The sequence below is a fragment of the Serratia sp. CMO1 genome (assembly GCF_015689115.1).
Lineage (GTDB): Bacteria > Pseudomonadota > Gammaproteobacteria > Enterobacterales > Enterobacteriaceae > Serratia > Serratia marcescens.
Map to the genome: position 1 here is coordinate 3,437,591 of NZ_CP065032.1, position 24,706 is coordinate 3,462,296.

24 protein-coding genes and 1 pseudogene are annotated in these 24,706 nt (G+C 61.4%); 4 read left to right on the plus strand and 21 right to left on the minus strand.

What is annotated here, in order from left to right:
- Nucleotides 1–99 precede the first annotated feature (99 nt).
- On the minus strand, nucleotides 100–1,320 hold the full coding sequence (fabB, locus tag IT763_RS16400) for a beta-ketoacyl-ACP synthase I (protein ID WP_004936203.1): 1,221 nt from the start codon (nucleotides 1,318–1,320) through the stop codon (nucleotides 100–102).
- 170 nt (nucleotides 1,321–1,490) lie between these two features.
- Between fabB and mnmC the strand changes: the two genes are divergently transcribed.
- Nucleotides 1,491–3,512 carry a bifunctional tRNA (5-methylaminomethyl-2-thiouridine)(34)-methyltransferase MnmD/FAD-dependent 5-carboxymethylaminomethyl-2-thiouridine(34) oxidoreductase MnmC gene (mnmC, locus tag IT763_RS16405; protein ID WP_161544923.1) on the plus strand — a complete coding sequence of 674 codons (2,022 nt, stop codon included), beginning with the start codon at nucleotides 1,491–1,493 and terminating at the stop codon, nucleotides 3,510–3,512.
- Between the two features lie 41 nt (nucleotides 3,513–3,553).
- Here the strand turns inward: mnmC and IT763_RS16410 are convergent, their stop codons facing one another.
- The 6 genes from IT763_RS16410 to prmB form a co-directional block, all read right to left on the minus strand.
- Nucleotides 3,554–3,835, minus strand: coding sequence for a YfcL family protein (locus IT763_RS16410; RefSeq protein ID WP_016926855.1), 282 nt, complete (start codon nucleotides 3,833–3,835; stop codon nucleotides 3,554–3,556).
- Between the two features lie 32 nt (nucleotides 3,836–3,867).
- A complete protein-coding gene (locus tag IT763_RS16415; protein ID WP_016926854.1) occupies nucleotides 3,868–4,425 on the minus strand; it encodes an elongation factor P hydroxylase in 558 nt (185 codons plus the stop codon).
- 80 nt (nucleotides 4,426–4,505) lie between these two features.
- Nucleotides 4,506–5,312 carry a sulfite exporter TauE/SafE family protein gene (locus IT763_RS16420; protein ID WP_016926853.1) on the minus strand — a complete coding sequence of 269 codons (807 nt, stop codon included), beginning with the start codon at nucleotides 5,310–5,312 and terminating at the stop codon, nucleotides 4,506–4,508.
- Nucleotides 5,313–5,315: 3 nt separating this feature from the next.
- Complete coding sequence (gene mepA, locus IT763_RS16425; RefSeq protein WP_033639752.1) at nucleotides 5,316–6,143, minus strand: penicillin-insensitive murein endopeptidase; 828 nt, start codon at nucleotides 6,141–6,143, stop codon at nucleotides 5,316–5,318.
- Nucleotides 6,144–6,148: 5 nt separating this feature from the next.
- Complete coding sequence (aroC, locus tag IT763_RS16430) at nucleotides 6,149–7,234, minus strand: chorismate synthase (protein WP_004936219.1); 1,086 nt, start codon at nucleotides 7,232–7,234, stop codon at nucleotides 6,149–6,151.
- 65 nt (nucleotides 7,235–7,299) lie between these two features.
- Nucleotides 7,300–8,232, minus strand: coding sequence for a 50S ribosomal protein L3 N(5)-glutamine methyltransferase (gene prmB, locus IT763_RS16435; RefSeq protein ID WP_028127753.1), 933 nt, complete (start codon nucleotides 8,230–8,232; stop codon nucleotides 7,300–7,302).
- A 170-nt stretch (nucleotides 8,233–8,402) separates the two neighbouring features.
- Between prmB and smrB the strand changes: the two genes are divergently transcribed.
- On the plus strand, nucleotides 8,403–8,933 hold the full coding sequence (gene smrB, locus IT763_RS16440; protein WP_004936226.1) for an endonuclease SmrB: 531 nt from the start codon (nucleotides 8,403–8,405) through the stop codon (nucleotides 8,931–8,933).
- A gap of 68 nt (nucleotides 8,934–9,001) precedes the next feature.
- Here the strand turns inward: smrB and sixA are convergent, their stop codons facing one another.
- The 4 genes from sixA to IT763_RS16460 form a co-directional block, all read right to left on the minus strand.
- Nucleotides 9,002–9,484, minus strand: coding sequence for a phosphohistidine phosphatase SixA (gene sixA, locus IT763_RS16445; protein WP_004936230.1), 483 nt, complete (start codon nucleotides 9,482–9,484; stop codon nucleotides 9,002–9,004).
- 388 nt (nucleotides 9,485–9,872) lie between these two features.
- The gene (fadJ, locus tag IT763_RS16450) at nucleotides 9,873–12,038 is read right to left on the minus strand and encodes a fatty acid oxidation complex subunit alpha FadJ (protein WP_016926849.1); all 2,166 of its coding nucleotides are present in this window, start codon (nucleotides 12,036–12,038) and stop codon (nucleotides 9,873–9,875) included.
- Complete coding sequence (gene fadI, locus IT763_RS16455) at nucleotides 12,038–13,348, minus strand: acetyl-CoA C-acyltransferase FadI (protein WP_033639749.1); 1,311 nt, start codon at nucleotides 13,346–13,348, stop codon at nucleotides 12,038–12,040. The genes fadJ and fadI overlap by 1 nt, the downstream gene beginning before the upstream one ends.
- A gap of 196 nt (nucleotides 13,349–13,544) precedes the next feature.
- Complete coding sequence (locus tag IT763_RS16460) at nucleotides 13,545–13,841, minus strand: YfcZ/YiiS family protein (protein ID WP_072270911.1); 297 nt, start codon at nucleotides 13,839–13,841, stop codon at nucleotides 13,545–13,547.
- Nucleotides 13,842–14,246: 405 nt separating this feature from the next.
- Between IT763_RS16460 and fadL the strand changes: the two genes are divergently transcribed.
- Nucleotides 14,247–15,569: a long-chain fatty acid transporter FadL gene (gene fadL, locus IT763_RS16465; RefSeq protein ID WP_033634181.1), complete on the plus strand. Its 1,323-nt coding sequence runs from the start codon at nucleotides 14,247–14,249 to the stop codon at nucleotides 15,567–15,569.
- A 118-nt stretch (nucleotides 15,570–15,687) separates the two neighbouring features.
- On the opposite strand, the gene mlaA is transcribed toward fadL, so the two are convergent.
- The 10 genes and pseudogenes from mlaA to ccmA form a co-directional block, all read right to left on the minus strand.
- Nucleotides 15,688–16,446, minus strand: a complete 759-nt coding sequence (gene mlaA, locus IT763_RS16470; protein WP_033639746.1) for a phospholipid-binding lipoprotein MlaA — start codon at nucleotides 16,444–16,446, stop codon at nucleotides 15,688–15,690.
- A gap of 28 nt (nucleotides 16,447–16,474) precedes the next feature.
- A complete protein-coding gene (ccmI, locus tag IT763_RS16475) occupies nucleotides 16,475–17,689 on the minus strand; it encodes a c-type cytochrome biogenesis protein CcmI (protein ID WP_206194848.1) in 1,215 nt (404 codons plus the stop codon).
- Nucleotides 17,689–18,156 (minus strand): cytochrome c-type biogenesis protein, encoded by a 468-nt coding sequence (locus tag IT763_RS16480; protein WP_049300083.1) that lies wholly within the window; start codon nucleotides 18,154–18,156, stop codon nucleotides 17,689–17,691. The genes ccmI and IT763_RS16480 overlap by 1 nt, the downstream gene beginning before the upstream one ends.
- Nucleotides 18,153–18,704 carry a DsbE family thiol:disulfide interchange protein gene (locus IT763_RS16485; RefSeq protein ID WP_016926842.1) on the minus strand — a complete coding sequence of 184 codons (552 nt, stop codon included), beginning with the start codon at nucleotides 18,702–18,704 and terminating at the stop codon, nucleotides 18,153–18,155. The genes IT763_RS16480 and IT763_RS16485 overlap by 4 nt, the downstream gene beginning before the upstream one ends.
- Nucleotides 18,701–20,672: pseudogene (locus tag IT763_RS16490) on the minus strand (heme lyase CcmF/NrfE family subunit). Before IT763_RS16490 ends, IT763_RS16485 begins: the two are co-directional and overlap by 4 nt.
- Nucleotides 20,669–21,163, minus strand: a complete 495-nt coding sequence (gene ccmE / locus IT763_RS16495) for a cytochrome c maturation protein CcmE (RefSeq protein WP_197758878.1) — start codon at nucleotides 21,161–21,163, stop codon at nucleotides 20,669–20,671. The pseudogene IT763_RS16490 and the gene ccmE overlap by 4 nt, the downstream one beginning before the upstream one ends.
- Complete coding sequence (gene ccmD / locus IT763_RS16500) at nucleotides 21,160–21,396, minus strand: heme exporter protein CcmD (RefSeq protein ID WP_206194849.1); 237 nt, start codon at nucleotides 21,394–21,396, stop codon at nucleotides 21,160–21,162. The genes ccmE and ccmD overlap by 4 nt, the downstream gene beginning before the upstream one ends.
- Nucleotides 21,393–22,130, minus strand: a complete 738-nt coding sequence (locus tag IT763_RS16505) for a heme ABC transporter permease (protein ID WP_004936270.1) — start codon at nucleotides 22,128–22,130, stop codon at nucleotides 21,393–21,395. The genes ccmD and IT763_RS16505 overlap by 4 nt, the downstream gene beginning before the upstream one ends.
- A gap of 120 nt (nucleotides 22,131–22,250) precedes the next feature.
- Nucleotides 22,251–22,910 carry a heme exporter protein CcmB gene (gene ccmB, locus IT763_RS16510; protein ID WP_016926839.1) on the minus strand — a complete coding sequence of 220 codons (660 nt, stop codon included), beginning with the start codon at nucleotides 22,908–22,910 and terminating at the stop codon, nucleotides 22,251–22,253.
- Nucleotides 22,910–23,542 (minus strand): cytochrome c biogenesis heme-transporting ATPase CcmA, encoded by a 633-nt coding sequence (gene ccmA, locus IT763_RS16515; RefSeq protein ID WP_048795088.1) that lies wholly within the window; start codon nucleotides 23,540–23,542, stop codon nucleotides 22,910–22,912. The genes ccmB and ccmA overlap by 1 nt, the downstream gene beginning before the upstream one ends.
- A gap of 229 nt (nucleotides 23,543–23,771) precedes the next feature.
- Here ccmA and IT763_RS16520 point away from each other — a divergent pair, with 229 nt between their 5' ends.
- Complete coding sequence (locus IT763_RS16520) at nucleotides 23,772–24,698, plus strand: formate/nitrite transporter family protein (RefSeq protein WP_049300086.1); 927 nt, start codon at nucleotides 23,772–23,774, stop codon at nucleotides 24,696–24,698.
- Nucleotides 24,699–24,706 lie beyond the last annotated feature (8 nt).

Consider the following 24,706-nt stretch of genomic DNA (forward strand, 5'->3'; position numbering starts at 1 on the left):
TGTGATTTGGGAAAACTCCGAGCGCCCGGCAAGTGGGCTTTGAGCAATAAAAAGCCCGCGAAAACGCGGGCTTGATGGCGAGGTGAGGCTCAGGCGGGATTATTTCGCCAGTTTGCGCATCACCAGGGTGGCGTTGGTGCCGCCGAAGCCGAAGCTGTTGGACATCACGGTGGTCAGCTCGCGCTGAGTCGGCTGAGTCACGATGTTCATGCCGACCGCCTGCTCATCCAGCGTTTCGATGTTGATGCTCGGTGCGATAAAGCCGTGCTCCAGCATCAACAGGCTGTAGATCGCTTCCTGCACGCCCGCGGCGCCCAGCGAGTGACCGGTCATCGCCTTGGTGGAGGAGATAGCCGGGGTATTGTCGCCGAACACTTCGCGAATGGCGCCCAGTTCTTTCACGTCGCCCACCGGTGTGGAGGTGCCGTGCACGTTGATGTAGTCGATCGGCGCGTCCAGATCCTGCATCGCCATCTTCATGCAGCGCACTGCGCCTTCGCCCGAAGGTGCAACCATGTCGGCGCCGTCAGACGTTGCGCCGTAGCCGACGATTTCTGCGTAGATGTGCGCGCCGCGCGCCAGCGCGTGCTCCAGTTCTTCAACCACCACCATGCCGCCGCCGCCGGCGATGACGAAACCGTCACGATCGGCGTCGTAGGTGCGGGAGGCTTTTTCCGGCGTGTCGTTGTACTTGGTGGACAGCGCGCCCATCGCATCGAACTCGCAGGCCATTTCCCAGCACAGCTCTTCGCCGCCGCCGGCGAACACGATGTCCTGTTTGCCCAGCTGGATTTGCTCAACCGCGTTGCCGATGCAGTGTGCGGAGGTCGCGCAAGCGGAGCTGATGGAGTAGTTCACGCCGTGGATTTTGAATGGCGTCGCCAGGCAGGCGGAAACGCCGGAAGCCATGGCTTTGGTGACCACGTACGGGCCAACCGCTTTCAAGCCGCGTGGGCTGCGCATCGCATCGGCGCCGAACACCTGGAAGCGCGGAGAACCGCCGCCGGAACCGGCGATCAGGCCTACGCGCGGGTTGTTTTGATACTCTTCTTCCTTCAAACCGGAAGACGCGATCGCTTCTTGCATCGCCAGGAAGGCATAAATGGAAGCATCGCTCATGAAACGCACCGCCTTGCGGTCGATCAGGCCGGTCGTGTCGAGCTTAACTTGCCCCCATACGTGACTACGCATGCCGGAATCTTTCAGTTCCTGGGAGAAAGTGATCCCAGAACGTCCTTCCTGCAGGCTCGCCAGGACCTCCTGCTGGTTATTACCAATGCTGGAGACAACTCCCAGGCCAGTAATCACTGCACGTTTCATTCAATACCTCTTCCACTATTTACCTACGGGATTTTGCATCGCACTTTAGCGTACAGATGTAAGCCGAACAAGTCCGATCAGCGTTTTTCAGCTTTATTGTTGTCCAGTTTGCGCCAAGGCGCCAGCGCCGTTAGAATTCGCGGCATCCCTTGAATTTCGAGCCATTGACCGTGAACCATGCCCCCATCCAAACCGCAACGCTAACCTGGAACGAACAGGGTACACCTGTTTCGAAACAGTTTGATGACGTCTATTTTTCCAATCAGGATGGGCTGGAAGAAACCCGTTATGTCTTCCTGCACGGCAATCGGCTGCCGCAGCGTTTCGCCGTCCACCCGCGCTCGCTGTTTGTCGTGGCGGAAACCGGGTTTGGCACCGGGCTCAATTTCCTCACGCTATGGCAGGCCTTCGCCGGCTTTCGCCAGGCCGAGCCGGACGCAACGCTGCAGCGCCTGCACTTTATCAGCTTCGAAAAATTTCCCCTGCAGCAGGCTGACCTAGCGGCGGCGCATGCGCGCTGGCCGGAGCTGGCGCCTTACGCCGACGAACTACGCGCCCAATGGCCGCTGCCGTTGCCGGGTTGCCATCGCCTGCTGTTAGCCGAAGGCCGCATTACGCTCGATCTGTGGTTCGGCGACGTCAACGATTTGCTGCCGCAGTTTGACGCCAGCATGAATAACCAGGTGGATGCCTGGTTCCTCGACGGCTTCGCGCCGGCAAAAAATCCCGACATGTGGACCGATCAACTGTTCGCCGCCATGGCGCGTTTCGCCCGGCCGGGAGGCAGCTTCGCCACCTTTACCGCCGCCGGCTTCGTGCGCCGCGGCTTGCAGCAGGCCGGTTTTCAGGTCAACCGCTGCAAAGGCTTCGGCCAAAAACGTGAAATGCTCGCCGGCGAGCTCCCGGCCGATGCGCAGCCCGCCGCACACCCAGCGCCCTGGTATCGACGCCCGGCGGCGGACAACACCGCCGACATCGCCCTGATCGGCGGCGGCGTCGCCAGCGCGCTCACTGCGCTGGCCTTGCTGCGGCGCGGCGCCACCGTCACGCTGTACTGCGCCGATGAACAGGCGGCCGAAGGCGCATCCGGCAACCGCCAGGGCGCGATTTATCCTTTGCTGAACGGCAGCGGCGACGCGCTGGAGAGTTTCTTCAGCGCCGCGTTTCCCTTCGCCCGCCGCCAATACGACGCCCTGTTGCAACAAGGCGTCGCCTTCGATCACCAGTGGTGCGGCGTCAGCCAGTTGGCCTATGACGAAAAGAGCAGCGCCAAGATCGCCAATATGCTGAAAACCGACTGGCCGCAGGCCTTGGCGATGGCGGCCGACCGCGAGACGCTCAGCGAACGCTGCGGCGTCGATACCGGCTTTGGCGGCATCACCTACCCGCTAGGCGGCTGGCTGTGCCCGGCCGAGCTGACGCGCGGCGCTATCGCGCTGGCGCAGCGCCAGGGCTTGGTCTGCCGCTACCGGCACGATGCAAAGATGCTGACGCAGGAAGAAAACGGCTGGCGCATCGATTTCGCCAACGGCGACAGCCGGCGCCATGCGACGGTGATCCTGGCCAACGGCCATCGGTTGGCCGAGCTGGCGCCGACGGAAGCCCTGCCGCTGTATTCGGTACGCGGGCAGGTGTCGCATATCCCGACCTCGCCGGCCCTCGGTCAACTGAAGCAAGTCTTGTGCTACGACGGCTACCTGACGCCGATTAATGCCAACAACGGCCAGCACTGCATTGGCGCCAGCTATCAGCGCGGCGACATTGCCACCGACTACCGCGAGCAGGAGCAACAGGAAAACCGCGAGCGCCTGCTGCGCTGCCTGCCGGAGCAGGCCTGGCCGCAGCAGGTGGACGTCAGCGCACGCCAGGCGCGCTGCGGCGTGCGCAGCGCCACCCGCGATCATCTGCCGATGGTCGGCGCGCTGCCGGACTATCAGGCCACGCTGACGCAGTATCAGGATTTGCAGCGGCAAAATCAGCGCGGCGAAACCGTCGCCGATGCGCCGGTCTATCCCGGCCTGTTCGCTATCGGCGGATTAGGCTCGCGCGGGCTGAGCTCGGCGCCGCTGGCGGCGGAAATTTTGGCGGCGCAGCTGTTCGGCGAGCCGTTGCCGGGCGATGCGCGCCTGCTGGCGGCGTTGAATCCGAATCGGATGTGGGTGCGGAAATTACTGAAGGGACGTGCGGTTTAATCAACCCGGAGGGGCGCGGCGATCGCGCCCCGGCATAGCGGTCAGGCGGCAGGGGTGGCAGCCTGATAGAGGTTTTCCCACATGCCGCGCACCAGGATCTGATCCGGCGGCGAAAGTTCACCGGCGGCGATCGCCTTGTGCAGGCTCTCCTCCACCCGCGCTTTCAGCGCTTCAGCGGTGTGTTCGCCCTGCTCTTCCGCTTCGGCCACCGCCAGCGTCAGATGACCGCGCAGGTAGCCACCGGCAAACAGTTCATCATCGCTGGCGTGCTCTACCATGTCATCAATCAGCGCCAAAATGCGCGCTTCAAATTCTGCGATCATCAAATTTCCTCATTAAATAACGGACTGTGGCGTCAGTTGAGATCTTCCGGGTACGGAAAATGCTCGGCCGCCAACGGTGGCGTATTGTAGAACGATTGCAGCGCCTGAATAAAGCGCGCAGGCCTTGTGGGTATTCCCTGCTCCAGCAGCGTCAATACCCGGTCGCGCACCTTGCGTTGGAACGCAATGCGATCCGGCTCGCAGTCGCCATTCAGGTTGTCGCAGCTGACGTTAAACGGGAAACCGGCCGCCACACAGAACATCCATTCCAGCGCCTGTGGTTTTATCTCCACGGCTTCGAATTCGCTCTGGGTCTGCGCGTCGCGCCCGTCCGGGCAATACCAATAACCGAAGTCCACCAATTGACGGCGCGCTTCACCGGCGATGCACCAGTGCGAGATTTCGTGCAGGCCGCTGGCGTAAAAACCGTGGGCGAACACGATGCGGTGATACGGCAGTTCATCGTCGGCCGGCAGGTAAATGGGTTCGTCGTCGCCCTTCACCAGGCGAGTGTTGTAGTCATCGCTGAAGCAGCGATTGAAGATCTCGATCAGCTGTTCATAGCGATGACGGGTCTGCGTGTCTGACATAAAAACTCTATAACCACAAAAATAAAGAGGCCATTATACCCGATAAGACAGGGCGCGTAAGCAACGCCCCCTTTTCATCTTTAACCGTGCATCAAGGCGGTCAACCACTGCTGAATTTCCGCGCCGTGATTGTCGTACAGCAGCTTGAGGCTCATCACCAGCGAAACGATCACGATCATCGGCCGAATCAATTTCTGGCCGCGGGTCAGCACCATGTGCGCGCCCAGACGCGCCCCCAGCACCTGCCCCACCAACATCACCAGACCGATGCTCCACACCACCTTGCCGCCGATGATGAACAGCGCCAACCCGCCGACGTTGGAGGTAAAGTTCAGCACTTTGGCGTGCGCCGTGGACTTGGCGAGGTTGAAACCGCACAGCGTCACGTAGGCCAACGCGTAGAATGAACCGGCGCCGGGGCCGAAAAAGCCGTCGTAAAACCCGACGCAACCACCGGCCACCAGCCCGAACGGCAAGGCGCCAAGGCGGCGTTGACGATCTTCCTCCCCCAGTCGCGGCATCAACAAGAAATAGAGACCGATGCCGATCACCAGCAGCGGCAACATCTGCCGCAGCAAATCGGCGCGCATATGCTGCACCAAAATGGCGCCGGCGATCGAGCCGATCAGCGTCAGAAAAATCGTCAGCTTCTGGTCGTTGAGATTCACCGCTCGCCGACGAATGAAGTACAGACTGGCGGAGAAGGAGCCGCCGACCGACTGCAACTTATTGGTCGCCAGCGCCTGCGCCGGAGGAACCCCCACCGCCAGCAGGGCCGGCACCGTCAGCAACCCGCCGCCGCCGGCAATGGAGTCGATAAACCCCGCCAGCAGCGCTACCGCAAACAACACCCCGAGCATCTCGGGGCCAATGACGAACCAGTCCATGTGTTATTCCGCTGAGAAATGGTGATCCAGCAATGCCTGACAGGTCGGCGGTAACGGCGGCGGCACGGGTTTGCCCGGCTTCGCGTTCGGCTGATGCGGTACGAACCAGCTCGCCAGTTCGGCGCCGCAGCCGTCGCCCGGCGGCGGCGTATCCTGCTCCTGGCACTCCAGGCTGCCGGCCGGACAACGCAGACGCACGTGCATGTGCGCACGGTGGCCGAACCACGGCCGCACCTTGTGCAACCAGGCCCGATCGGCGCCGGCATCCAGGCACAGGCGCTGCTTGATCGCCGGATTGACGAAGATGCGCGTCACCTCCGCATCCTGTGCCGCCAGCTTAATCAGCGACTCAATTTGCGGTTGCCATTGGCGCGCCACCACCTGCTTGCCGTCGCCCGACACCAGGTCGATCGGCTGCGGCTTCAGCAATTGCTGCGCGCTCCAGCGTTGGCGCGGCAACTGCAGCCAGATGTCGACATCGAGCCCCGACTGGTGGCTGGCGTGGCCGCTGCTGAAGCGCCCGCCGGCCGGCATCGCCATGTCGCCGATCAGCACCGTGCCCAGCGCTTTCTGATTCGCCTGGCTGCTGAGACGCTGAATGAACGCCAGCAGATCCGGGTGGCCAAAATAGCGGCGCTGGTCGGTACGCATCACCTGGTAGTTCGGTGAGTTCAGCGGCAGCGGCTGCGCGCCGATGACGCAACCGTTGGCGAAACCGCCCACCGCCTGCGGCGCGCCGGCCACCGGATGGTCGATTTTCTGCCACGGCGTCAGCGCCATGGCGGAAGCGGAGGCCGTCAGGGCCAGCAGGCCCAACATCCAGTTTTTCATGGCGATTACCAGCGCGGCACGTCGGAAACCACATCACCGTTTTGCGCACGCTGGCGCAGCAGGTGATCCATCAACACGATCGCCATCATCGCTTCGGCGATCGGCACGGCGCGGATGCCCACGCACGGATCGTGGCGACCGCGGGTCACCATTTCCACCGCTTCGCCCTGGCGATTGATGGTGCGCCCCGGCACCATGATGCTGGAGGTCGGTTTCAGCGCCAGATGCGCGATCACCGGTTGGCCGCTGCTGATGCCGCCGAGAATGCCGCCGGCATGGTTGCTCTGGAAGCCTTCCGGGGTGATTTCATCGCGGTTTTCGCTGCCGCGTTTGGTCACCACGGCGAACCCGTCGCCGATCTCCACGCCTTTCACCGCGTTGATGCTCATCAGCGCGTGCGCCAGATCGGCGTCGAGGCGGTCAAACACCGGCTCACCCAGGCCAACCGGCACGTTTTCAGCGATCACGCTGACCTTGGCGCCGATGGAGTCGCCCTCTTTTTTCAGCGCGCGCATCAGTTCGTCCAGCGCTTCCAGCTTGTCCGGATCCGGGCAGAAGAACGGGTTCTGCTCGACCTGATCCCAGTCTTTCAGCTCACAGGTCACGTCGCCGATCTGCGCCAGATAGCCGCGCACCTGCACGCCGAACTTCTGCTGCAGGTATTTCTTGGCGATAGCGCCCGCCGCGACGCGCATGGCGGTTTCACGCGCCGAAGAGCGGCCGCCGCCACGATAGTCGCGCAGACCGTATTTCTGTTCGTAGGTGTAGTCGGCATGCCCCGGACGGAACACGTCTTTGATGGCGCTGTAGTCTTGCGAGCGCTGATCGGTGTTTTCAATGATCAGACCGATGCTGGTACCGGTGGTCACGCCTTCGAATACGCCGGAGAGAATACGCACCTGATCCGGTTCGCGACGCTGGGTGGTGTAACGCGAGGTGCCCGGACGACGGCGGTCCAGATCGTGTTGCAAATCGGCTTCGGTAAGCGGGATGCCTGGCGGCACGCCGTCGACGATACAACCCAGCGCCACCCCGTGAGATTCACCGAAGGTGGTGACGCGGAAAATCTGCCCAATACTGTTTCCTGCCATCACGGCTCCTTACCGTTAGTCTTTTATCGTTATGAGGCCCGCCATACGGGCCTTGGAAATGCGGCTTAGCTGCGATAGAGGCTGAAGTGTTCCTTGCAATCCACCAACTGCTGTTTGGTCAGCATGAACACGCCGTCGCCGCCGTTTTCGAACTCCAGCCAGGTGAACGGAATGTCCGGATATTGTTCCATCAGATGTACCATGCTGTTGCCCACTTCACAAATCAGCACGCCGTCGTCGGTCAGGTAGTCCGGCGCGCAGGCCAGGATGCGGCGCACCAGCTTCAGGCCATCGCTGCCCGCCGCCAGGCCCAGTTCCGGCTCAAAGCGGAACTCCTGCGGCAGATCCGACATGTCTTCCGCATCGACGTACGGCGGGTTGGTGACGATCAGATCGTACTGGATCGCGGGAACATCGCGGAACAGATCGGAACGGATCGGGATCACCTGATGTTCGACGCCGTGCGCCTGAATATTGCGCTCGGTTACCGCCAGCACTTCGCTGGAGATGTCCACCGCGTCCACTTCCGCTTCCGGGAAAGCGTAGCCGCAGGCGATGGCGATGCAGCCGCTGCCGGTGCACATGTCGAGGATATGGCGCGGCGGGTGCGGGATCAGCGCGCTGAAACGATCGTTGATCAGCTCGCCGATCGGCGAACGCGGCACCAGCACGCGCTCGTCGACGTAGAATTCCATGCCGCAGAACCAGGCCTTGTTGGTCAGGTAAGCGACCGGGATGCGTTCGTTGACGCGGCGGATCACGCGCTCAACGATGCGATGGCGCTCGCTGGAAGTCAGACGGGCGGTGTGCATATCCTCCGGAATGTCCAACGGCAGGAACAGGCTTGGCAGCACCAATTGCACCGCTTCGTCCCACGGATTATCGGTTCCGTGACCATAATAGATATTGGCGGCGTTGAAGCGGCTTACCGTCCAGCGCAGCATATCTTGAATGGTGTGCAGTTCGTTCACTGCTTCGTCGACGAAAATTTTGTCCAATTTGCCCTCCGGCAGGCGCTGTGTTTCATGATTTAGCCGCATAGTTTGCCATGAAGCCCGCGACAAATCACGCTTGCCCCTCGCGCTTTTCACTCTGGCCCGAGTTTTGCGTCGACAGCGCTCATTCACAAGGTAAACTAGCGAAATAAACGATTTCCGGTGAATGAAGCATGAAGAACAAGCCCCCTCTGAGCAAAGACGAACAACAGCTCTTCAGAGAGTCGGTGGCGGGCGCGAAAAAGCTGCGCCAGGACACCATCGTCCACCGCCCGCCGAAGCCCAAGGTCAAACAGATTGCGCCGCAGCGATTGCTGCAGGAGCAGGTCGATGCCAGCTATTATTTTTCAGATGAATACCAGCCGCAGTTGGAAGAGGAAGGCCCGACGCGCTACGTGCGCCCCGGCAGCAGCCCGTATGAGCTGAAGAAGCTGCGACGCGGCGATTATTCGCCGGAACTGTTTCTTGATTTGCACGGCCTGACCCAGCTGCAGGCCAAGCAGGAGCTGGGGGCGCTGATCGCCGCCTGCAAACGCGAGCACGTGCACTGCGCCTGCGTGATGCACGGGCACGGCAAGCACATCCTCAAACAGCAAACGCCGCTGTGGCTGGCGCAGCATCCCGACGTGCTGGCGTTCCACCAGGCGCCGAAGGAATGGGGCGGCAACGCCGCCATCCTGCTGTTGGTGGAACTGGCCGAGTAGTTCCTGCAAAAACGACTCAGGGCGATGTCAGACATCGCCCTGAGTTTATTCCGCACCGCATCCGCGGTTCACACTTTGGCCATCACCTGCGACGGGCTGACCTGCCATTCAAACTTGCCGTAGCTGCCGTCGGCCGGCAGATCGACGTTGGCAATCGCCGAGGTCGCGAACATCGGCGGGCACTCGCCCGGGCACAGTTCAGCCACCAGATACCCCACCAGCGGCAGGTGCGACACGATCAGCACCGAGCTCACCCCTTGCATCGCCAGCGCCTGAAGATAGCTGCCGACCTGTTCGGCGTTGCCGCCCGGCGTCAGCTCGGGCAGCACTTCTTCGCCCTCCGGCAGCGTCAAGGCTTCACGCACCGTCGCCAGCGTCTGTTCGGCCCGCAGATAGGGGCTGACCAGCACGCGTTCAATATCCACAGACTTGGTGTTCAACCAGGCCGCCATCTGACGGGACTCGTCGCGGCCACACAGGGTAAGGGGCCTTACCGCATCGCTGGCTGCCTCGAGCGCCGCCTCTCCGTGACGCATAATCAAAACTTGCATATTGCACCGCTGTTGTTGACAAAGTAACGCTATACAGAAACGCCGTGCGTGCTGTACCGCCGAGTTTTCCAACCCAAAGCCAAAGCTTTAAAACGATAACGCGCCGTCTCTTTATGGCGGCCGGGCATTTTGCCTGAAAGTTTGCCTAAAGAAAATGCTGTTTTTTACAGCAACCCTCCCCTGGCAAACCTCGATTGCTCACAGAACAATCAATTCAACGGGTTAAATTTTAACCTTGCCGCCATGAAATTTATTGATGACGGTCAAGCTAACTTACCGCTGCCTGCGCCTTGCTGTACAGCCTCACCGGCTGACGCTGTTGCAAGGAGTGATGGCGATCACAACGCGACCCTGTTGCAACTATAGTGCAAATCGGGCCGTCCTGCGTTCAGCTCCCCTGCGGGTAAAAACGCTCGCCCTGCTGCGCCATGCGCTGCAAGCGTTCGCACGGCGCAAAGTGCTCGCCGTGCTGCTGGCGCAGGTATTCCAACGTTTTCACCACTTTTTCGGCGCCGAGCTCGTCCATATAGCGGAACGGGCCGCCGAGGAACGGCGGGAAGCCGATGCCGAACACCGCACCGATATCGCCGTCGCGCGCGCTGCGGATCACGCCTTCATCCAGGCAGCGCGCCGCTTCGTTCAGCATCATCATCACGCAGCGCTGGGCGACGGTCGCCGGCAGCATGTGCGACTTCGGCGTGACGCCGAGCAACGTATACAATGAGGTATCCGCACGTTTACGCCGCTGCCGCTGCTGCCCTTCGCTCGGGTAGAGATAGAAGCCGCGGCCGTTCTTGCGCCCTTTACGCCCGTCCTTCAGCACCGCATCGAACGCAGCCGGCGCGGCGAAACGCGGCCCCAGCGCCTCGACCAGCACGGGAATGATTTTGGTGCCAACGTCGATGCCCACTTCATCCAGCAGGGTAATCGGGCCGACCGGGAAACCGAAGTCCACCAGCGCCTTGTCCAGCGACTCCATCGGCTCGCCTTCCAGCAGGCAGCGCGCCGCTTCGTTGATGTACGGCGCCAGGATGCGGTTGACGTAAAAACCGGCGCTGTCGCCCACCACGATGGCGGTCTTGCCCTGCTTGTGCGCCAGCGCCACGGTGGTGGCGATGGTCTCTTCGCTGGTGCCGGCGTGCGGGATCACTTCCACCAGCGGCATTTTATCCACCGGGCTGAAGTAGTGCAGACCAATCACCTGCTGCGGCCGCTGCGCCTTTTCGGCGATGTGGCCGATAGGCAGCGAAGAGGTGTTGGAGGCGAACACGGTATGCGGCGCGCAGTTTGCTTCGACCTCGGCCACCATCTGCTGTTTCAGCGCCAGATCCTCAAACACCGCCTCGACCACGATATCCGCCTGCTCAAAGCCGGTGTAATCGGTAGAGCCGGAGATCAGCATCATCTGTTTTTGCCGCTCCGCCGGGCGCATGCGCTTGCTGCGTACCCGTTTGCCGAGCACATCCCAGCTGTATTTCAGCGCGTGATTGATGCCGGTTTCATTGATGTCTTTGATGCGAACCGGCAAACCGCCGCGCGTGGCGGTGACACAGGCGATGCCGCCGCCCATCAGGCCGCCGCCGAGAATGCCGACGCGATGCAGGGCATGCGGCTTGGCATTGCCGCCCCGCTCTTTTTTCAGCGCGGTGGAGGCGAAGAACAGGCTGCGCAACGCCGCCGACTGAGGCGTCATCGCCAGCTCGCCAAAGGCGCGCGCTTCGGCCTCATAACCGCTGGCGCTGCCGTGATCCAGCCCGGTGCGCACCACCTGAATAATGCGCTCCGCCGCCGGGTAGTTGCCGTGGGTTTTCGCCAGCGTTTTTTTGCGCACGATGCTGAACAACAGATTTCTGCCCAGCGGGCCATTGAGCAGGCGATCCTGCCACGGCAGCTCGCGCTGATGCTTCCAGCCCTGTTTCACCCGCTCGATGGCGGTCTGCAACAGGATCGACTGCGGCACGGCGTCGTCCACCAGCCCCATGCGCAGCGCCTGGCGGGCGCGAATGTGCTTGCCGGTCAGGATCATGTCCAGCGCCTTGGCGGCGCCGATCAGGCGCGGCAGGCGCTGAGTGCCGCCAGAGCCCGGCAGCAGGCCCAGCTGCACTTCCGGCAGACCGAGCGCGGTTTTGTCATCCAGCGAACAGACGCGGCCGTGGCAGGCCAGCGCCAACTCCAGGCCGCCGCCAAGGCAGGCGCCGTGGATGGCGGCCACCACCGGCACCGGGAACGCGGCGATCTGCGCCAGCGTGCTCTGCCCTTTCTTGGCCAGCGTTTCCGCCTCTTTGGCGCTGGTGCAGGCGGCGATCATGGTGATGTCGGCGCCGGCGATAAACGAGTCCGGCTTGCCGGAAACGATCACCAGCCCTTCCAGCGCGGTATGCTGCTGCGCCCGGATCAGCACGTCATTCACCTGTTCGACGAACTCGGCCTTGAGTGTATTGACCTTGTCGCCCGGCACGTCGATGGTGATCACGCCGATATTGTCGGGGCGAATCGTCAGCTGAAAGGCCGACGGTTTGGCCCGCTGTTCGTGCAATGCGTTTTCGGCACTCATTATTCCACCTCCACGATCATCGCGGCGCCTAACCCGCCGGCGGCGCAGGCGGTGGTCAGGCCCAACCCGCCGCCGCGGCGTTTCAGCTCGCGCAGCGTCTGGGTGATCATGCGCGCGCCGGTGGCGGCGAACGGGTGGCCATAGGCGATGGAACCGCCCAAGACGTTGAATTTGTCCATGTCCACCTCGCCGATCGCCTGGCTGCGGCCAAGCTTCTCGCGGGCGAACGCTTCGCTGGCGAACATCTTCAGGTTAGCCAGCGTTTGCGCGGCGAAAGCTTCATGCATGTCGATGAGCGTCAGATCGGCCAGACCGATGCCGGCGCGATCCAGCGCCAGCGGCGTGGCGTAAGAAGGCCCCAGCAGCATGTCTTCCCACACGTCGATGGCGGCGAAGGCGAAACTGCGCAGATAGCCGAGCGGCTGCAGCCCCAGCGCTTTGGCGCGCGATTCGCTCATCATCAATACCGCCGCCGCGCCGTCGGTCAACGGCGTGCTGTTGGCCGCGGTGACGCTGCCATGCTTGCGATCGAACGCCGGTTTCAGCTTGGCGTAGGAAGCCAGGCTGGAGTCTTTGCGGATATTGTTGTCTTCGGAAAGCTGCGCGCGGTAAGGCGGCACGTAGGCCGTCATCACCTCATCGCGCAGCCACCCCTCACGCCAGGCTCTGGCCGCCAGTTCGTGGGAACGGTGCGCCAGCGCATCCTGCGCTTCGCGGGTGATGCCGTGGCTTTTCGCCATCTGCTCAGCGGTATCGCCCATGCGCAGACCGGTGGAATACTCCGCCACCGCCGGCGGCACCGGCATCAGATCGCGGAATTTCAGCCGGCTGAACAGTTTGAGACGCTGCGACAGCGTGCGCGCCTTGTTGACGTCCACCAGCGTGCGCGCCAACGCCTTGCTGACCCCGATCGGCAAGACGGAAGAAGAGTCCGCCCCGCCGGCGATGCCGACGCTGATGCTGCCGGCCATGATGCTCTCCGCCACGTTGGCGATCGCCTGGAAGCTGGTGGCGCAGGCGCGCGACACGCTGTAAGCGTCGGTATGAACGCTCATGCCGGTGCCAAGCACGATTTCACGCGCGATGTTCGGCGCCTCAGGCATTTGCACCACCTGGCCGAACACCAGCTGTTCGATCAGTTGCGGATCGATGCCGCTGCGCGCCAATAGCTCGCTCACCGCCGTTTTCCCTAAATCCACCGCCGGAATGCCGTGATAGGCAGTCGCCTGTTTGGCAAAGGGGGTACGCAGTCCATTCACAATCGCAATGCGGTCACCATGACGGGTCACCAACGGCAGTGCCTTACTCATAAATGCTCCTGAAGAAAATAACGTCAGCGCAATGGGCAGAAAGAGGTCTGACCTGATGAGGTCATTGTTAACCAAACGGTTACATTTGGCAAACCGGCAGAGATCAAAACTGCGAGCAGGCGCACTTTCTATGGGGAACGAGGCGGAGAAGGAAATTCCCGGCGCGCAGCAGGCGGCGCCGGGGGTAAAGCGGGGATTAACGCAGGCCGAGCTGGAAGATCAGGGTTTCCGCCTGGCAGGCGAAGGTGAAATCGGCCTCCAACTGCACGCCGCCGTCAACCGGTTTAATGCTACTGCTGATGTCACAAGGATCGGACTCGACCGCGCGCGCCTTTTCGCTCAGGGCCGCCAGCATCGCCTCCGCATCTTGTTGATTACCGAACACCTGGCTGTAGGACGCGGTGCAATCGGTGTTATCCATCACGGTGCCGACATCCACGCAGCAACACGCGGCGGTTTCCTGGGCGCTGCATTTATTAATTGCATCTGACATGATTGGTTCTCCTCAAGGGCCTCTGTTATCAGCCCAAATTGCCGTTTCACTCACCGGCACAAAGCCACAAAATTCTGCGGGTATTTTACGCTTCCACGCCGGCAATCACTAGCACTTACTTTTACTGGGTGTTTTAAGTGATGGAAATCACAAATAAAAATGAGCGTCTGCTAAGGAACGGTAAGAATTTTGTTATTTACCGCTGTCTTTTTGTTAAGCAGATCTCTTTTTTGATATCAGGTTGGAAATATTTCAAAAACAAACTTGCAACAATTTCACAGGTCAGACCTATACTTCAGCCACTGGTCTGATTTGTCTGAACGATAACGGACCCTACAATCCCGCGCTCCTTGTTACTTCGTGTAACAATAGTTTAAATAATAAACACATAATGAGGTTTTGGTCATGAGCCAGAAAAACCTATTGACTAAATCAGCTCTCGCAGCTGCAGTGGCAATTATTTCTTCAAACGTGTCTGCCGCAGGATTCCAGCTGAATGAGTTCTCATCAGCTGGTTTAGGACGTTCGTATTCTGGCGAAGGCGCCATGGCGGATACGGCGGCTTCCGCAAGCCGCAACCCGGCGTTGTTGATGATGTATACCCGTCCCGAGCTGTCCATCGGCGCAGTCTTCATCGACCCGGACGTTGACATCACCGGCAAATCGCCTTCCGGCGCCAGCCTGGACTCCAAAAATATCGCCCCTGTCGCCTGGGTGCCGAACCTGCATTATGTTCACCCGATTAACGATCAGTTCGCCGTAGGCGGCTCGGTCACCAGCAACTTCGGTTTGGCGACCGAATTCAACGACGGTTATACCGCCGGCGCTTACGGCGGTAAGACCGATCTGACTACCGTTAACCTCAACCTGAGCGGCGCCTACCGTCTGAATCAACACTTCAGCTTCGGTCTGGGCTTCGATGCGGTGTACGCCAAAGCCAAACTGGAACGCTACGCCGGTGAATTGCCGAAACTGATCGCAGGTTCCGGCCAATTACCGCCGCAGCTGGCCGGTCCGGTATCACAGATCCCGGCTGATACCCAGATTTCGCATCTGAAAGGCGATAAATGGGGTTACGGCTGGAACGCCGGCATTCTGTACGAAGTGGACGAAAACAACCGTTACGGCTTCACCTATCGCTCCGAAGTGAAAATCAAGTTTGACGGCGATTACAAGAGCAGCCTGCCATCGGCCTATAACCCAATTCTGGGTTCCCTCGGCCTGCCTTTGGGCACCAACGGCAGCACCATTCCGGGCTCTCTGGATCTGAACCTGCCGGAAATGTGGGAGCTGTCCGGTTACAACAAAGTGGCGCCGCAGTGGGCTATCCACTACAGCCTGGCTTACACCAGCTGGAGCCAGTTCCAGGAGCTGAGAGCCACCGGCAACAACGGCCAGACCCTGTTCGAGAAGCATGAAGGCTTCCGCGATGCCTACCGTATCGCGCTGGGCACCACCTACTTCTACGACGACAACTGGACCTTCCGGACCGGTATCGCCTTCGATGACAGTCCGGTGCCCGCCCAAAACCGTTCGATCTCCATTCCCGATCAGGACCGTTTCTGGCTGAGTGCCGGTACTACCTATGCGTTCAACAAAGACGCCTCGGTTGATGTCGGCGTGTCCTACATGCACGGCCAGAAAGTCACCATCAACGAAGGCCCTTACACCTTCAACTCGGTGGGTAAAGCCTGGCTGTACGGCGCCAACTTCAACTACCGCTTCTAATCTCGCCTGAGATGGATGCCAAAGCGCCCCCTGGGGCGCTTTTTCTTTGCCTGCCGCTTGCCGCCGGCATAAAAAAAACCCGCCTGACGGCGGGTTTTCATTGGCATAATGCCCGGGATTACTGCGAGTCGATCTCGTCCAGTTCGCCCTGAATCGCCTTGGCGTTCGGGTTCTCTTCCGGCTTGAGCGAGCCGCCGTTGGCGATGAAATCGTGGCGCTGGAAGTAAGCCTCGCGCACCATGACATAAGGATCGGAAGAGTTGCGCAGCAGGCCGTCGGAATCCAGCAGTTGAGCGCGGGTTTCGATACCCTCGACCACCCATTTGCCCGCCGACATCCAGAAGGTCAGGTAGCTCAGCATCGGATACAGCGTATCCGCAAAGTCGCCGCCTTCGTCACGCAGCGTGAAGCTGCCGTAGCCCGGCAACATCACGTACGGGCCGTAACCCACATCGTAATGGCCCAGCGTACTGCCGAAGCGGTTCGGTTCTTCGCGCGCCAGTTTCGGGTTGGCCATGCCGGCCACGTCGATCAGACCGCCCATCCCAAGCAGGGTGTTCAGGAAGAAACGGTTGAAGTGGATCATCCCGCGGTAGGGATCGCCCTTGAGGAAGGCGTTGACCATGCTGGCCGGCTCTTCCAGGTTGGAGGTGAAGTTGCTGATGCCGTTACGCGCCGGCATCGGCACGTAGTCGCGCCAGGCCACCGCTACCGGACGCAGAATATAAGGATCCAGGACGTTGTAGTTGAAGTCGAACATCGTCCGGTTAAATCCTTCCAGAGGATCGGAACGCCCTTGCGGCTCATTGTCTGGCGCGCTGGCACAGCCCACCAGTAATGCCGCTGCGAATGCCACCCCAGTCAGGCGAAAGTTCATATTTTTCTCCATAAAAACACGTTCGGTCTTATTTTTCAGGGACCTGCTTGTTTATCTGAACGCTAACCTGCTCTTTACCGCTGAATGTCTGCAGCGAGCTTTCGCCGAACCAGTCCCCCGGCTGCGGCGTGGCCAATCCGTCATGTGAGAGGCGCACACGCACCTGCACCTGATGCTGTGCCGAGAGTAGACGCTCGGGCATCATGGCGTTGCTGTCGTCCAGAGAGAAAGACAGCGGAAAACGGCTCAACGGCAATTGTTTTACCGCGACCGGCACCGGGCTGACGCCGTCGGTCACCGAGATAACCAGCGTCCCCTGCGGCGGCATGGCTTTCGCCGCCTGCGGTGACAGTGAAACAGTCACATTCAGTTTAACAGTTTCTCCGCCGGCCTGGGCTTTTGCTTGTGCAATACTGCGCTTTATCACTTCCGCGCGCGGATCGTTAGCCGGCAGCAGCTGCAGCATCACTTGCCAGGCGCCGATCGCCTGTTTGAAATCGCCCTGTTCGAAGGCATTGAACGCCAGCAGGCTCAGCACCCGCGGATCGCTGTGGTTTTCCGCGATCATGCGCCGCAACAGCTGCGTCGCCTGCTTGTTATCCTCCGGATCGTTGGATCGCGTCAAGACCTCGGCATAGCCGAGCCGCACTTCCAGACTATTCGGATCCAATTGATAAGCATGAGCAAAGGCCTGCGTGGCGGTAGTGGCATTGTTCAACGCCATGCCGACGCGCCCCAGCATCATCCAGTCGTTGATATTGCGATCGTCCTGCTGCAGCGCGGTGCGCAGCCCCAGCCCGAGACGGGCAATCTCTTCCATGCTCAGCGGTTTGGCGCGCTCATTGGCGACGCGCTCGCGCAATTCCGGCATTTGCGCCTGCACCATGCGCCAGTCCAGCACCTGCGCCAGCCCGCCGGTTTTCAGATAAAAGCCAACGGTCACCGCCAGCAATAACAGCACGCCCGGCACCAGCGCCCAGCGGTTGATCGGTTTCGCCTGCGCCATCTGCTCGGCCGGGATGTCGTTCAACAGGTTCTGTTGCAACTCTTTGACCAGTTCCGGACGCTCGGCTACCACGCCCTGCAGCTCATCCTGCTCCAACTCGCTGAGGCGATCCTGATAAAACGCCTTGTTCAACGCATCGCGCGTGGCGGCGCTCTGCTTGCCGTGGCGCATCGCCGGCACCACCAGCAACGCGGCGGCGCCAGCCAGCAACACGCAAATAATCAGCCAAAAAGCCATTAGGGTTTCTTCCTGTCAGTCTCTTGCAACAGCGCCGCCAGGCGCTGCCGTTCCCGTTCGGAGAATGCATCGTCCACCGCCGCCTCGGGCTTGCGACGGGTGCGCAGGATCACCACCGCCCCGCCGATCAATACGAACAGCAGCGGGCCGATCCACAAGATCAGCGTCGCCGGCGTTACCGGCGGCTCGTAGGTGACGAAGTTGCCATAACGCGCCACCATGTAATCGATGATCTGCTGCTTGCTTTGCCCCTGCATCATCAGCTCGTACACTTTGGTGCGCATGTCGGCGGCGATAATGGCGTTGGAATCGGCAATGCTGTTGTTCTGGCATTTCGGGCAGCGCAGCTGTTCGGTCAACTCGCGATACTGCTGCTCCTGCTCGACGGAGTTGAAGCGATAGGTATCGATCGCCGCGGCGGCGCTCCAGCTCAGCAGCGCGGCGCACAGCAGAACAATCAACCTCATGCCTCACCCCCGTACTTTTTATACAGCGGCAGCACTTCCTGCTGCCAGACGCGCTCATTCATGTCGCCGGCGTGGCGATAGCGAATGATCCCCTGGCCGTCGATAAGAAAGGTCTCAGGCGCGCCGTACACCCCGAGATCCAACCCCAGCATGCCGTCGCCGTCGTACAGGCTGAGCGCATAGGGATTGCCCAGGGAATTCAGCCAGGCCACCGCCTTGGCGCGATCGTCTTTATAGTTCAGGCCGACCACCCGTACGCCGCGCGCCGCCAGCGTATTGAGATACTGATGTTCCGCGCGGCAGGTCGGGCACCAGGTGGCCCAGACGTTGAGCAAGATCGGCTTGCCGTCGCGCAGCACCGCCTGATCGTAGGTTTTGCCGGGCTGATCCAGCGATTCCAGCTTGAAGGTCGGCACCGGTTTGCCGATCAGCGCCGACTCCAGCATGGTCGGATCTTCGCCGCCCGCGTTGCGCGTCAGCTGCACCATCAGGGCCGCCACCAACAGCAGGAAAAGTATCAATGGGATAAACAGCAGCTTACGCTTCATGATTGCGCCTCCAGCTTGCCTTCGCGCTTGAGCTTTTTGCTCATGCGATAACGCGGGTCGAGAATGCACAGCAGGCCGCCGATCGCCATAAAGACGCCGCCGAACCAGATCCAGCGCACGAAGGGTTTGTAATACAGACGCACCGCCCAAGATCCGTCTTCCAGCTCCTCGCCCAGCGCCGCGTACAGATCGCGGCTGAACCCGCCGTCGATCGCCGCCTCGGTCATCATACTACGCGCCACGCTGTAGTAGCGTTTCTCCGCATGCAGCGTCGCCTCCGGCTTGCCGTTGCGCGTCACGTCGATAATGCCGACGCCGCCGCTGTAGTTCGGGCCGCGAATGTCGTGCACGTCGCGGAACACGAAGTGATAATTGTGGATATCCACGCTGTCGCCGGCCTTCATCCGCACGTCGCGCTCCACGCTGTAGTTCTGGCTGAAGGCGATGCCGATCACCGTCACCGCCACGCCGAGGTGGCCGAGCACCATGCCCCAATGGCTGCGAGACAGCTGCCGCAGACCGCGCCAGAAACCGTGGCGGTGGGTGGCGCGCTCATGCAGCTCCATCAGCGTCAGGATGATCACCCACAGCGCCATGATCAGGCCCACCACCGTCATGCCGGCGATGCTGTCCTGCAGCAGCCACGGCAGCAGAATCGACAGCACCAGCGTCACCAGCAGCGCCACGCCGAGGCGGCGCCACAGCTTGCGCGGCTCATCGCGGCGCCAGCGCACCAGCGGCCCGATGCCCAACAGCAGCGCCAACGGCGCCATCAGCCAGGTGAACATGGTGTTGAAGAACGGCTCGCCGATCGAAATGCTGCCCAGCCCCAACTGTTTGTGCACCAGCGGCAGCAGCGTGCCCAATAGCACCACCAGCATGGCGGCGATCAGCAACACGTTATTGCCCAGCAGGAAGGTCTCGCGCGAGAAAGTCTCGTGCTGCACCCGGCTGCGCACCTGGCCGCCCTTGACCGCGTACAGCAGCAGCGAACCGCCGATGACGATCACCAGATAGGCGAGAATAAACATGCCGCGCGCCGGATCGGAGGCGAAGGAGTGCACCGAGACCAGCACGCCGGAGCGCACCAGGAAGGTGCCCAGCAGGCACAGCGAGAAAGCGGTGATCGCCAGCAATACCGTCCAGGCTTTGAACGTGCCGCGTTTCTCGGTCACCGCCAGCGAATGCATCAGCGCGGTGCCGGCCAGCCACGGCATAAAGGAGGCGTTCTCCACCGGATCCCAGAACCACCAGCCGCCCCAGCCCAGCTCATAGTAGGCCCAGGCCGATCCGAGCACGATGCCCAGCGTGAGGAACACCCAGGCGGCGGTGGTCCACGGGCGCGACCAGCGCGCCCAGGCGGTGTCGAGCCGGCCGGCCATCAGCGAGGCGATGGCGAACGCGAAGGCGACCGAGAAGCCGACATAGCCCATGTACAGCAGCGGCGGGTGGAAGATCAGGCCGATATCCTGCAGCAGCGGGTTGAGATCGCTGCCGTCGATCGGGAAGTTAGGCAACGTGCGGGTGAACGGGTTGGAGGTCATGATGATGAACAGCAGGAAGCCGGCGGTGATCATGCCCATCACCGACAGCACCCGCGCCACCGCGTCCTGCGGCATCGCCCGGCTGCACAACGCCACCGCCAGCGACCAGCAGCTCAGCAGCAGCACCCACAGCAGCAGCGAACCTTCGTGCGCCCCCCCAAGTGGCGGCGATGCGGTAATACACCGGCAGTTGGGTATTGGAGTTGGTGGCCACGTAGGCGACGGTAAAGTCATTGACCACGAAGGCATGCACCAGGCACAGGAACGCCAGCGCAATCGCCGCGAACATGCCGTAGGTCAGCGGGCGGGCCACCGCCATCATGCGGCTGTCCTGCCGCGCCGCGCCCCACTGCGGGTAAATGCTCAGCAGCAGCGCGATCGCCAGCGCCAGGCACAGCAGAAAACTGCCCAGTTCCGGCATCATGACTTGGCGCCCTCCGCCTGCGGCGCGTTATACGCTTCCGCCGGCCCTTTGTGATTCTCTTGCATCGCGTCGGCCACTTCCGGCGGCGTATATTTCTCGTCGTGCTTGGCCAGCACTTCGCGCGCGTTGACCACGTTGCCCTCGCCCAGCACGCCCTGCGCCACCACACCCTGCCCTTCGCGGAACAGATCCGGCAGAATGCCGGTGTAGGTCACGCCGATCGCGCCGCGCGCGTCGTAAATCTTGAAGCTGACCTGCAGCGTATTGGGATCGCGTTTCACCGAGCCCGGCATCACCATGCCGCCGATGCGCAGCCGTTGGCCGACCTCGGGCTTCTCATGATTTTCGCCCTTGCCCTGCAGGATCTCACCCGGGGTATAGAACAGATCGATGTTGGAGCGCAACGCGTACAGCATCAGGGTCGCGGTCAGCGCAATACCGATCAGCACAACGATCGCCAGATAAAGGCGGCTTTTACGACGTGGATTCACAATGATTTCTCCCGCGGTGCGGCGGATTTTTGTTTTGATTGTTGCGCATGGCGAATGCTCCGCTCGCGCGCCTGACGGCGGCCGATCTCGGCGAGCAACTGCCGCCGCTGCCAGACGGTGTGCGCCACCAGCCCCAACAGCGAAATCAGCGTGGCGGCGACCGCCAGCCAGACATAGAAGGCATAACCGCCCATGGCGAAAAACGCCGGCCAGGAATCGAATGCGGCATTCATGACTGACGCTCCTTGTTCACCAGCCCGGCGACCCACGGGCGCTGGCGCTCCTGGAACAGAATCAGATTGCGCAGGCGCATCAGCGTCAGCGTGACGAACAACAGCAGGTAGCCGAGGATCGCCCAGCGCAGCGGGGTGCGCATGCTGGGCGCGATGGATTGCTGCATGTTGGTCGAGCCCTGATGCAGCGTGTTCCACCATTCGACGGAGAAATGGATGATCGGAATGTTCACCACGCCCACCAGCACCAGAATGCCGGCGGCCCGGCCCGCCAGGCGGCGGTCTTCGAAAGCGTTATACAGCGCGATGACGCCCATATAAAGGAACAGCAGCACCAGCTCGGAGGTCAGCCGCGCATCCCATACCCACCAGGTGCCCCACATCGGCTTGCCCCAGGCGGAGCCGGTCACCAGCGCGATAAAGGTGAACACCGCGCCGATCGGCGCCATCGCCGCCACCACGGTATCGGACATTTTCATCTGCCACACCAGGCCGATAAACGCCGCCACCGCCATCGAGGCATAGATGCCCATCGACCACATGGCCGCCGGCACGTGAATATAAATGATGCGGAAGCTGTCGCCCTGCTGATAATCCTTCGGCGCGAAGCCAAAGCCCCATGCCCAGCCAAGCAGCAGGCAGGCCGCCGCCGCCAGCCCCAGCCAGGGGATAAAGCGGCCGCAGACATGATACAGCCGTTCAGGCCGCGCCAGTTGATGTAACCATTTCCACATTGTCGTCAGTGCTCACGGTAATTTTTATGCGTCGGCCGCCTCGAGCGTTCGAAACGGCGAAAATCTTCTGCGGGGTACGCTCTTGCCGGCCTTGCCCCGTCTGTTCATTCAATTTGTTAGCTAGTGCACGCTCACTCGCAGCGCCGCTGCGGCAGCAAACGGCGCCAATGTCACGCTGCCCGCCAGCATCGCGCCGAGTATCGCCAGGTAACCGTCGATCGGCATGCCCATCGCGGCGGCGTCGATCGCGCCGGTGGCGAAGATCAGCACCGGGATATACAGCGGCAGCACCAGCAGGCTGAGCAGCACGCCCCCTTTGCGCAGGCCGACGGTCAGCCCCACGCCGATAGCGCCGATCAGGCTCAGCGTCGGCGTGCCGAGCAGCAGCGTACCCGCCACCGCCAGCCAGGTTTGCATATCAAGCGACAACAGCAGCGCCACCAGCGGCGACAGGATCAGCAGCGGCAATCCCGTCACGACCCAGTGAGCACACACTTTGCCCAGCACCGTCATCGGCAGCGGCGTCGGCAGCAGCAACAGTTGCTCCAGCGAGCCATCGAGAAAATCGTCGCGAAACAGCCGCTCCAGCGACAGCAGCGAGGCCAACAGCGCCGCCACCCATACGATGCCCGGCGCAATGCGCGCCAGCAACTGCGGCTCCGGGCCAATCCCCAACGGGAACAGCGTGATCACAATCAGGAAAAACCACAGCGGGTTGACGATCTCCGAACCTTTACGGCAGGCGATTTTCAGTTCGCGACGCACCAGGGTCAAAAACATCACAAACTCCCCGCGTCGTGTTCCGCCAAACGAATTTTGCCCACCGTTTGGCTGACGCCGGCCAAATCCTGATGGGTGGTCAACAATACCATGCCGCCCCGCTGCGCATGTTGCTCAAAAAGGCTAATCAACTCGGCCACGCCCTGTTTATCGATCGCCGTTAGCGGCTCATCGAGGATCCACAGCGGCGCCGCGCTGAGCCACAGGCGCGCCAACGCCACGCGCCGCTGCTGCCCGGCGGAAAGCTGCGCCACCGGCAGATCTTCGTAGCCCACCAACCCCACCTGCTCCAGCGCGCGCCAGATAGCCTGATGCTCGACCGCGCCGCGCACCGCCTGATAAAACTGCAGGTTTTCGAAGGGTGTCAATACGGCTTTTATGCCCGGTTGATGGCCGATAAACAGCAAATCTTGCTGGTAATCCGCGCGAGCGCGCAGCGTGTCACGCCCGCGCCAGCACACCTCACCGCCGTCCGGCCGCGCCAGACCGGCGAGGATGCGCAGCAAACTGGTCTTGCCCGCGCCGTTCGGCCCCTCTACCTGAATGATATCGCCCGGCTGAACTGAAAAGCTTAGCTCGCTAAACAGGATGCGTTCATCACGCACGCAACTCAGACTTTTGGCTTCCAGCATCGGGGAACTCATATTTTTCTTTGGGATAGCGAATCATAGCATAAGCCTTTCCCCACACGCAGCCCGCGGGGGGCGCGCCGAGGGGCCAATATGGCGAGCAGGATCAAGAATGCGCGGAAAAAAGCGGCGGATTTTAACTCTTGTTACCTTTTTCTGTATTTCGCCGCATTTAGGCCGGGCAACTACGCTTAATGACGTGACCTCACCCTTATTGAGCAGGAGCGACAGCATGAACGAACAGCAACGCCAGGAGCACGAGCAGGATGAGACGATGCGGGTAGAGAGCGAAGAACAGGAACAGGGCAAGCGCGAAATCGAAGTCAGGGAAGAGAATCTGCCGTCGCGCGCGGCGGCGGTGCATGAACAGATCCGGATGGAAGGCGAAAAGGAGCTGGAGCGCGACGGGCTGGCATTGCTGTGGTCGGCGATCGCCGCCGGGCTGTCGATGGGCGCCTCGCTGGCGGCGAAAGGCATTTTCCACGCCCGCTTGCCGGACGATCCCAGCCGCTTTTTCATCGAGAACCTCGGCTACACCTTCGGTTTTATCATTGTCATTATGGCGCGCCAGCAGCTGTTTACCGAAAACACCGTCACGGCGGTATTGCCCATCATGCACAAACCCACGCCGCGCAACCTGCTGATCCTGCTGCGCCTGTGGGGCGTGGTGCTGCTCGGCAACCTGATCGGCACCGGGCTGGCGGCGCTGGCGTTTACCCATATGCCGCTGTTCGACGCCGAAACGCGCGGCGCCTTCATCAGCCTGGGCGAAGAGGTGATGCGCCATACGCCGGGAGAAATGTTCGCCAACGGCATCCTGGCCGGCTGGATCATCGCCACCATGGTATGGATGATCCCGGCCGCCGGCGGAGCGAAAATCTGGGTGATCGTGCTGATGACCTACCTGGTGGCGATTTGCGATCTGACCCATATCGTGGTCGGTTCGGTAGAGATCCTCTATCTGGTGTTCAACGGCGCGATTGGGTGGCAGGAATTCGTCTATCCGTTCGCCCTGCCGACGCTGGCGGGCAACATCATCGGCGGCACCTTTATCTTTGCGTTGATAAGCCATGCGCAGATCCGCAACGATTTGAGCGCCCAAAAACGGGCGGCGCGTCAGCAACAGGAAAAACGGCGCCACGGCGGGGAAAAACCGTGATCGCCGTC

What these genes read in the sequence shown, in the direction of transcription:
- fabB (WP_004936203.1), bottom strand. Translation starts at nt 1,320, where the DNA reads ATGAAACGTGCAGTGATTACTGGCCTGGGAGTTGTCTCCAGCATTGGT.
- IT763_RS16410 (WP_016926855.1), bottom strand. Translation starts at nt 3,835, where the DNA reads ATGATCGCAGAATTTGAAGCGCGCATTTTGGCGCTGATTGATGACATG.
- IT763_RS16415 (WP_016926854.1), bottom strand. Translation starts at nt 4,425, where the DNA reads ATGTCAGACACGCAGACCCGTCATCGCTATGAACAGCTGATCGAGATC.
- IT763_RS16420 (WP_016926853.1), bottom strand. Translation starts at nt 5,312, where the DNA reads ATGGACTGGTTCGTCATTGGCCCCGAGATGCTCGGGGTGTTGTTTGCG.
- mepA (WP_033639752.1), bottom strand. Translation starts at nt 6,143, where the DNA reads ATGAAAAACTGGATGTTGGGCCTGCTGGCCCTGACGGCCTCCGCTTCC.
- aroC (WP_004936219.1), bottom strand. Translation starts at nt 7,234, where the DNA reads ATGGCAGGAAACAGTATTGGGCAGATTTTCCGCGTCACCACCTTCGGT.
- smrB (WP_004936226.1), top strand. Translation starts at nt 8,403, where the DNA reads ATGAAGAACAAGCCCCCTCTGAGCAAAGACGAACAACAGCTCTTCAGA.
- sixA (WP_004936230.1), bottom strand. Translation starts at nt 9,484, where the DNA reads ATGCAAGTTTTGATTATGCGTCACGGAGAGGCGGCGCTCGAGGCAGCC.
- fadJ (WP_016926849.1), bottom strand. Translation starts at nt 12,038, where the DNA reads ATGAGTGCCGAAAACGCATTGCACGAACAGCGGGCCAAACCGTCGGCC.
- fadI (WP_033639749.1), bottom strand. Translation starts at nt 13,348, where the DNA reads ATGAGTAAGGCACTGCCGTTGGTGACCCGTCATGGTGACCGCATTGCG.
- IT763_RS16460 (WP_072270911.1), bottom strand. Translation starts at nt 13,841, where the DNA reads ATGTCAGATGCAATTAATAAATGCAGCGCCCAGGAAACCGCCGCGTGT.
- fadL (WP_033634181.1), top strand. Translation starts at nt 14,247, where the DNA reads ATGAGCCAGAAAAACCTATTGACTAAATCAGCTCTCGCAGCTGCAGTG.
- mlaA (WP_033639746.1), bottom strand. Translation starts at nt 16,446, where the DNA reads ATGAACTTTCGCCTGACTGGGGTGGCATTCGCAGCGGCATTACTGGTG.
- ccmI (WP_206194848.1), bottom strand. Translation starts at nt 17,689, where the DNA reads ATGGCTTTTTGGCTGATTATTTGCGTGTTGCTGGCTGGCGCCGCCGCG.
- IT763_RS16480 (WP_049300083.1), bottom strand. Translation starts at nt 18,156, where the DNA reads ATGAGGTTGATTGTTCTGCTGTGCGCCGCGCTGCTGAGCTGGAGCGCC.
- IT763_RS16485 (WP_016926842.1), bottom strand. Translation starts at nt 18,704, where the DNA reads ATGAAGCGTAAGCTGCTGTTTATCCCATTGATACTTTTCCTGCTGTTG.
- ccmD (WP_206194849.1), bottom strand. Translation starts at nt 21,396, where the DNA reads ATGAATGCCGCATTCGATTCCTGGCCGGCGTTTTTCGCCATGGGCGGT.
- IT763_RS16505 (WP_004936270.1), bottom strand. Translation starts at nt 22,130, where the DNA reads ATGTGGAAATGGTTACATCAACTGGCGCGGCCTGAACGGCTGTATCAT.
- ccmB (WP_016926839.1), bottom strand. Translation starts at nt 22,910, where the DNA reads ATGTTTTTGACCCTGGTGCGTCGCGAACTGAAAATCGCCTGCCGTAAA.
- ccmA (WP_048795088.1), bottom strand. Translation starts at nt 23,542, where the DNA reads ATGCTGGAAGCCAAAAGTCTGAGTTGCGTGCGTGATGAACGCATCCTG.
- IT763_RS16520 (WP_049300086.1), top strand. Translation starts at nt 23,772, where the DNA reads ATGAACGAACAGCAACGCCAGGAGCACGAGCAGGATGAGACGATGCGG.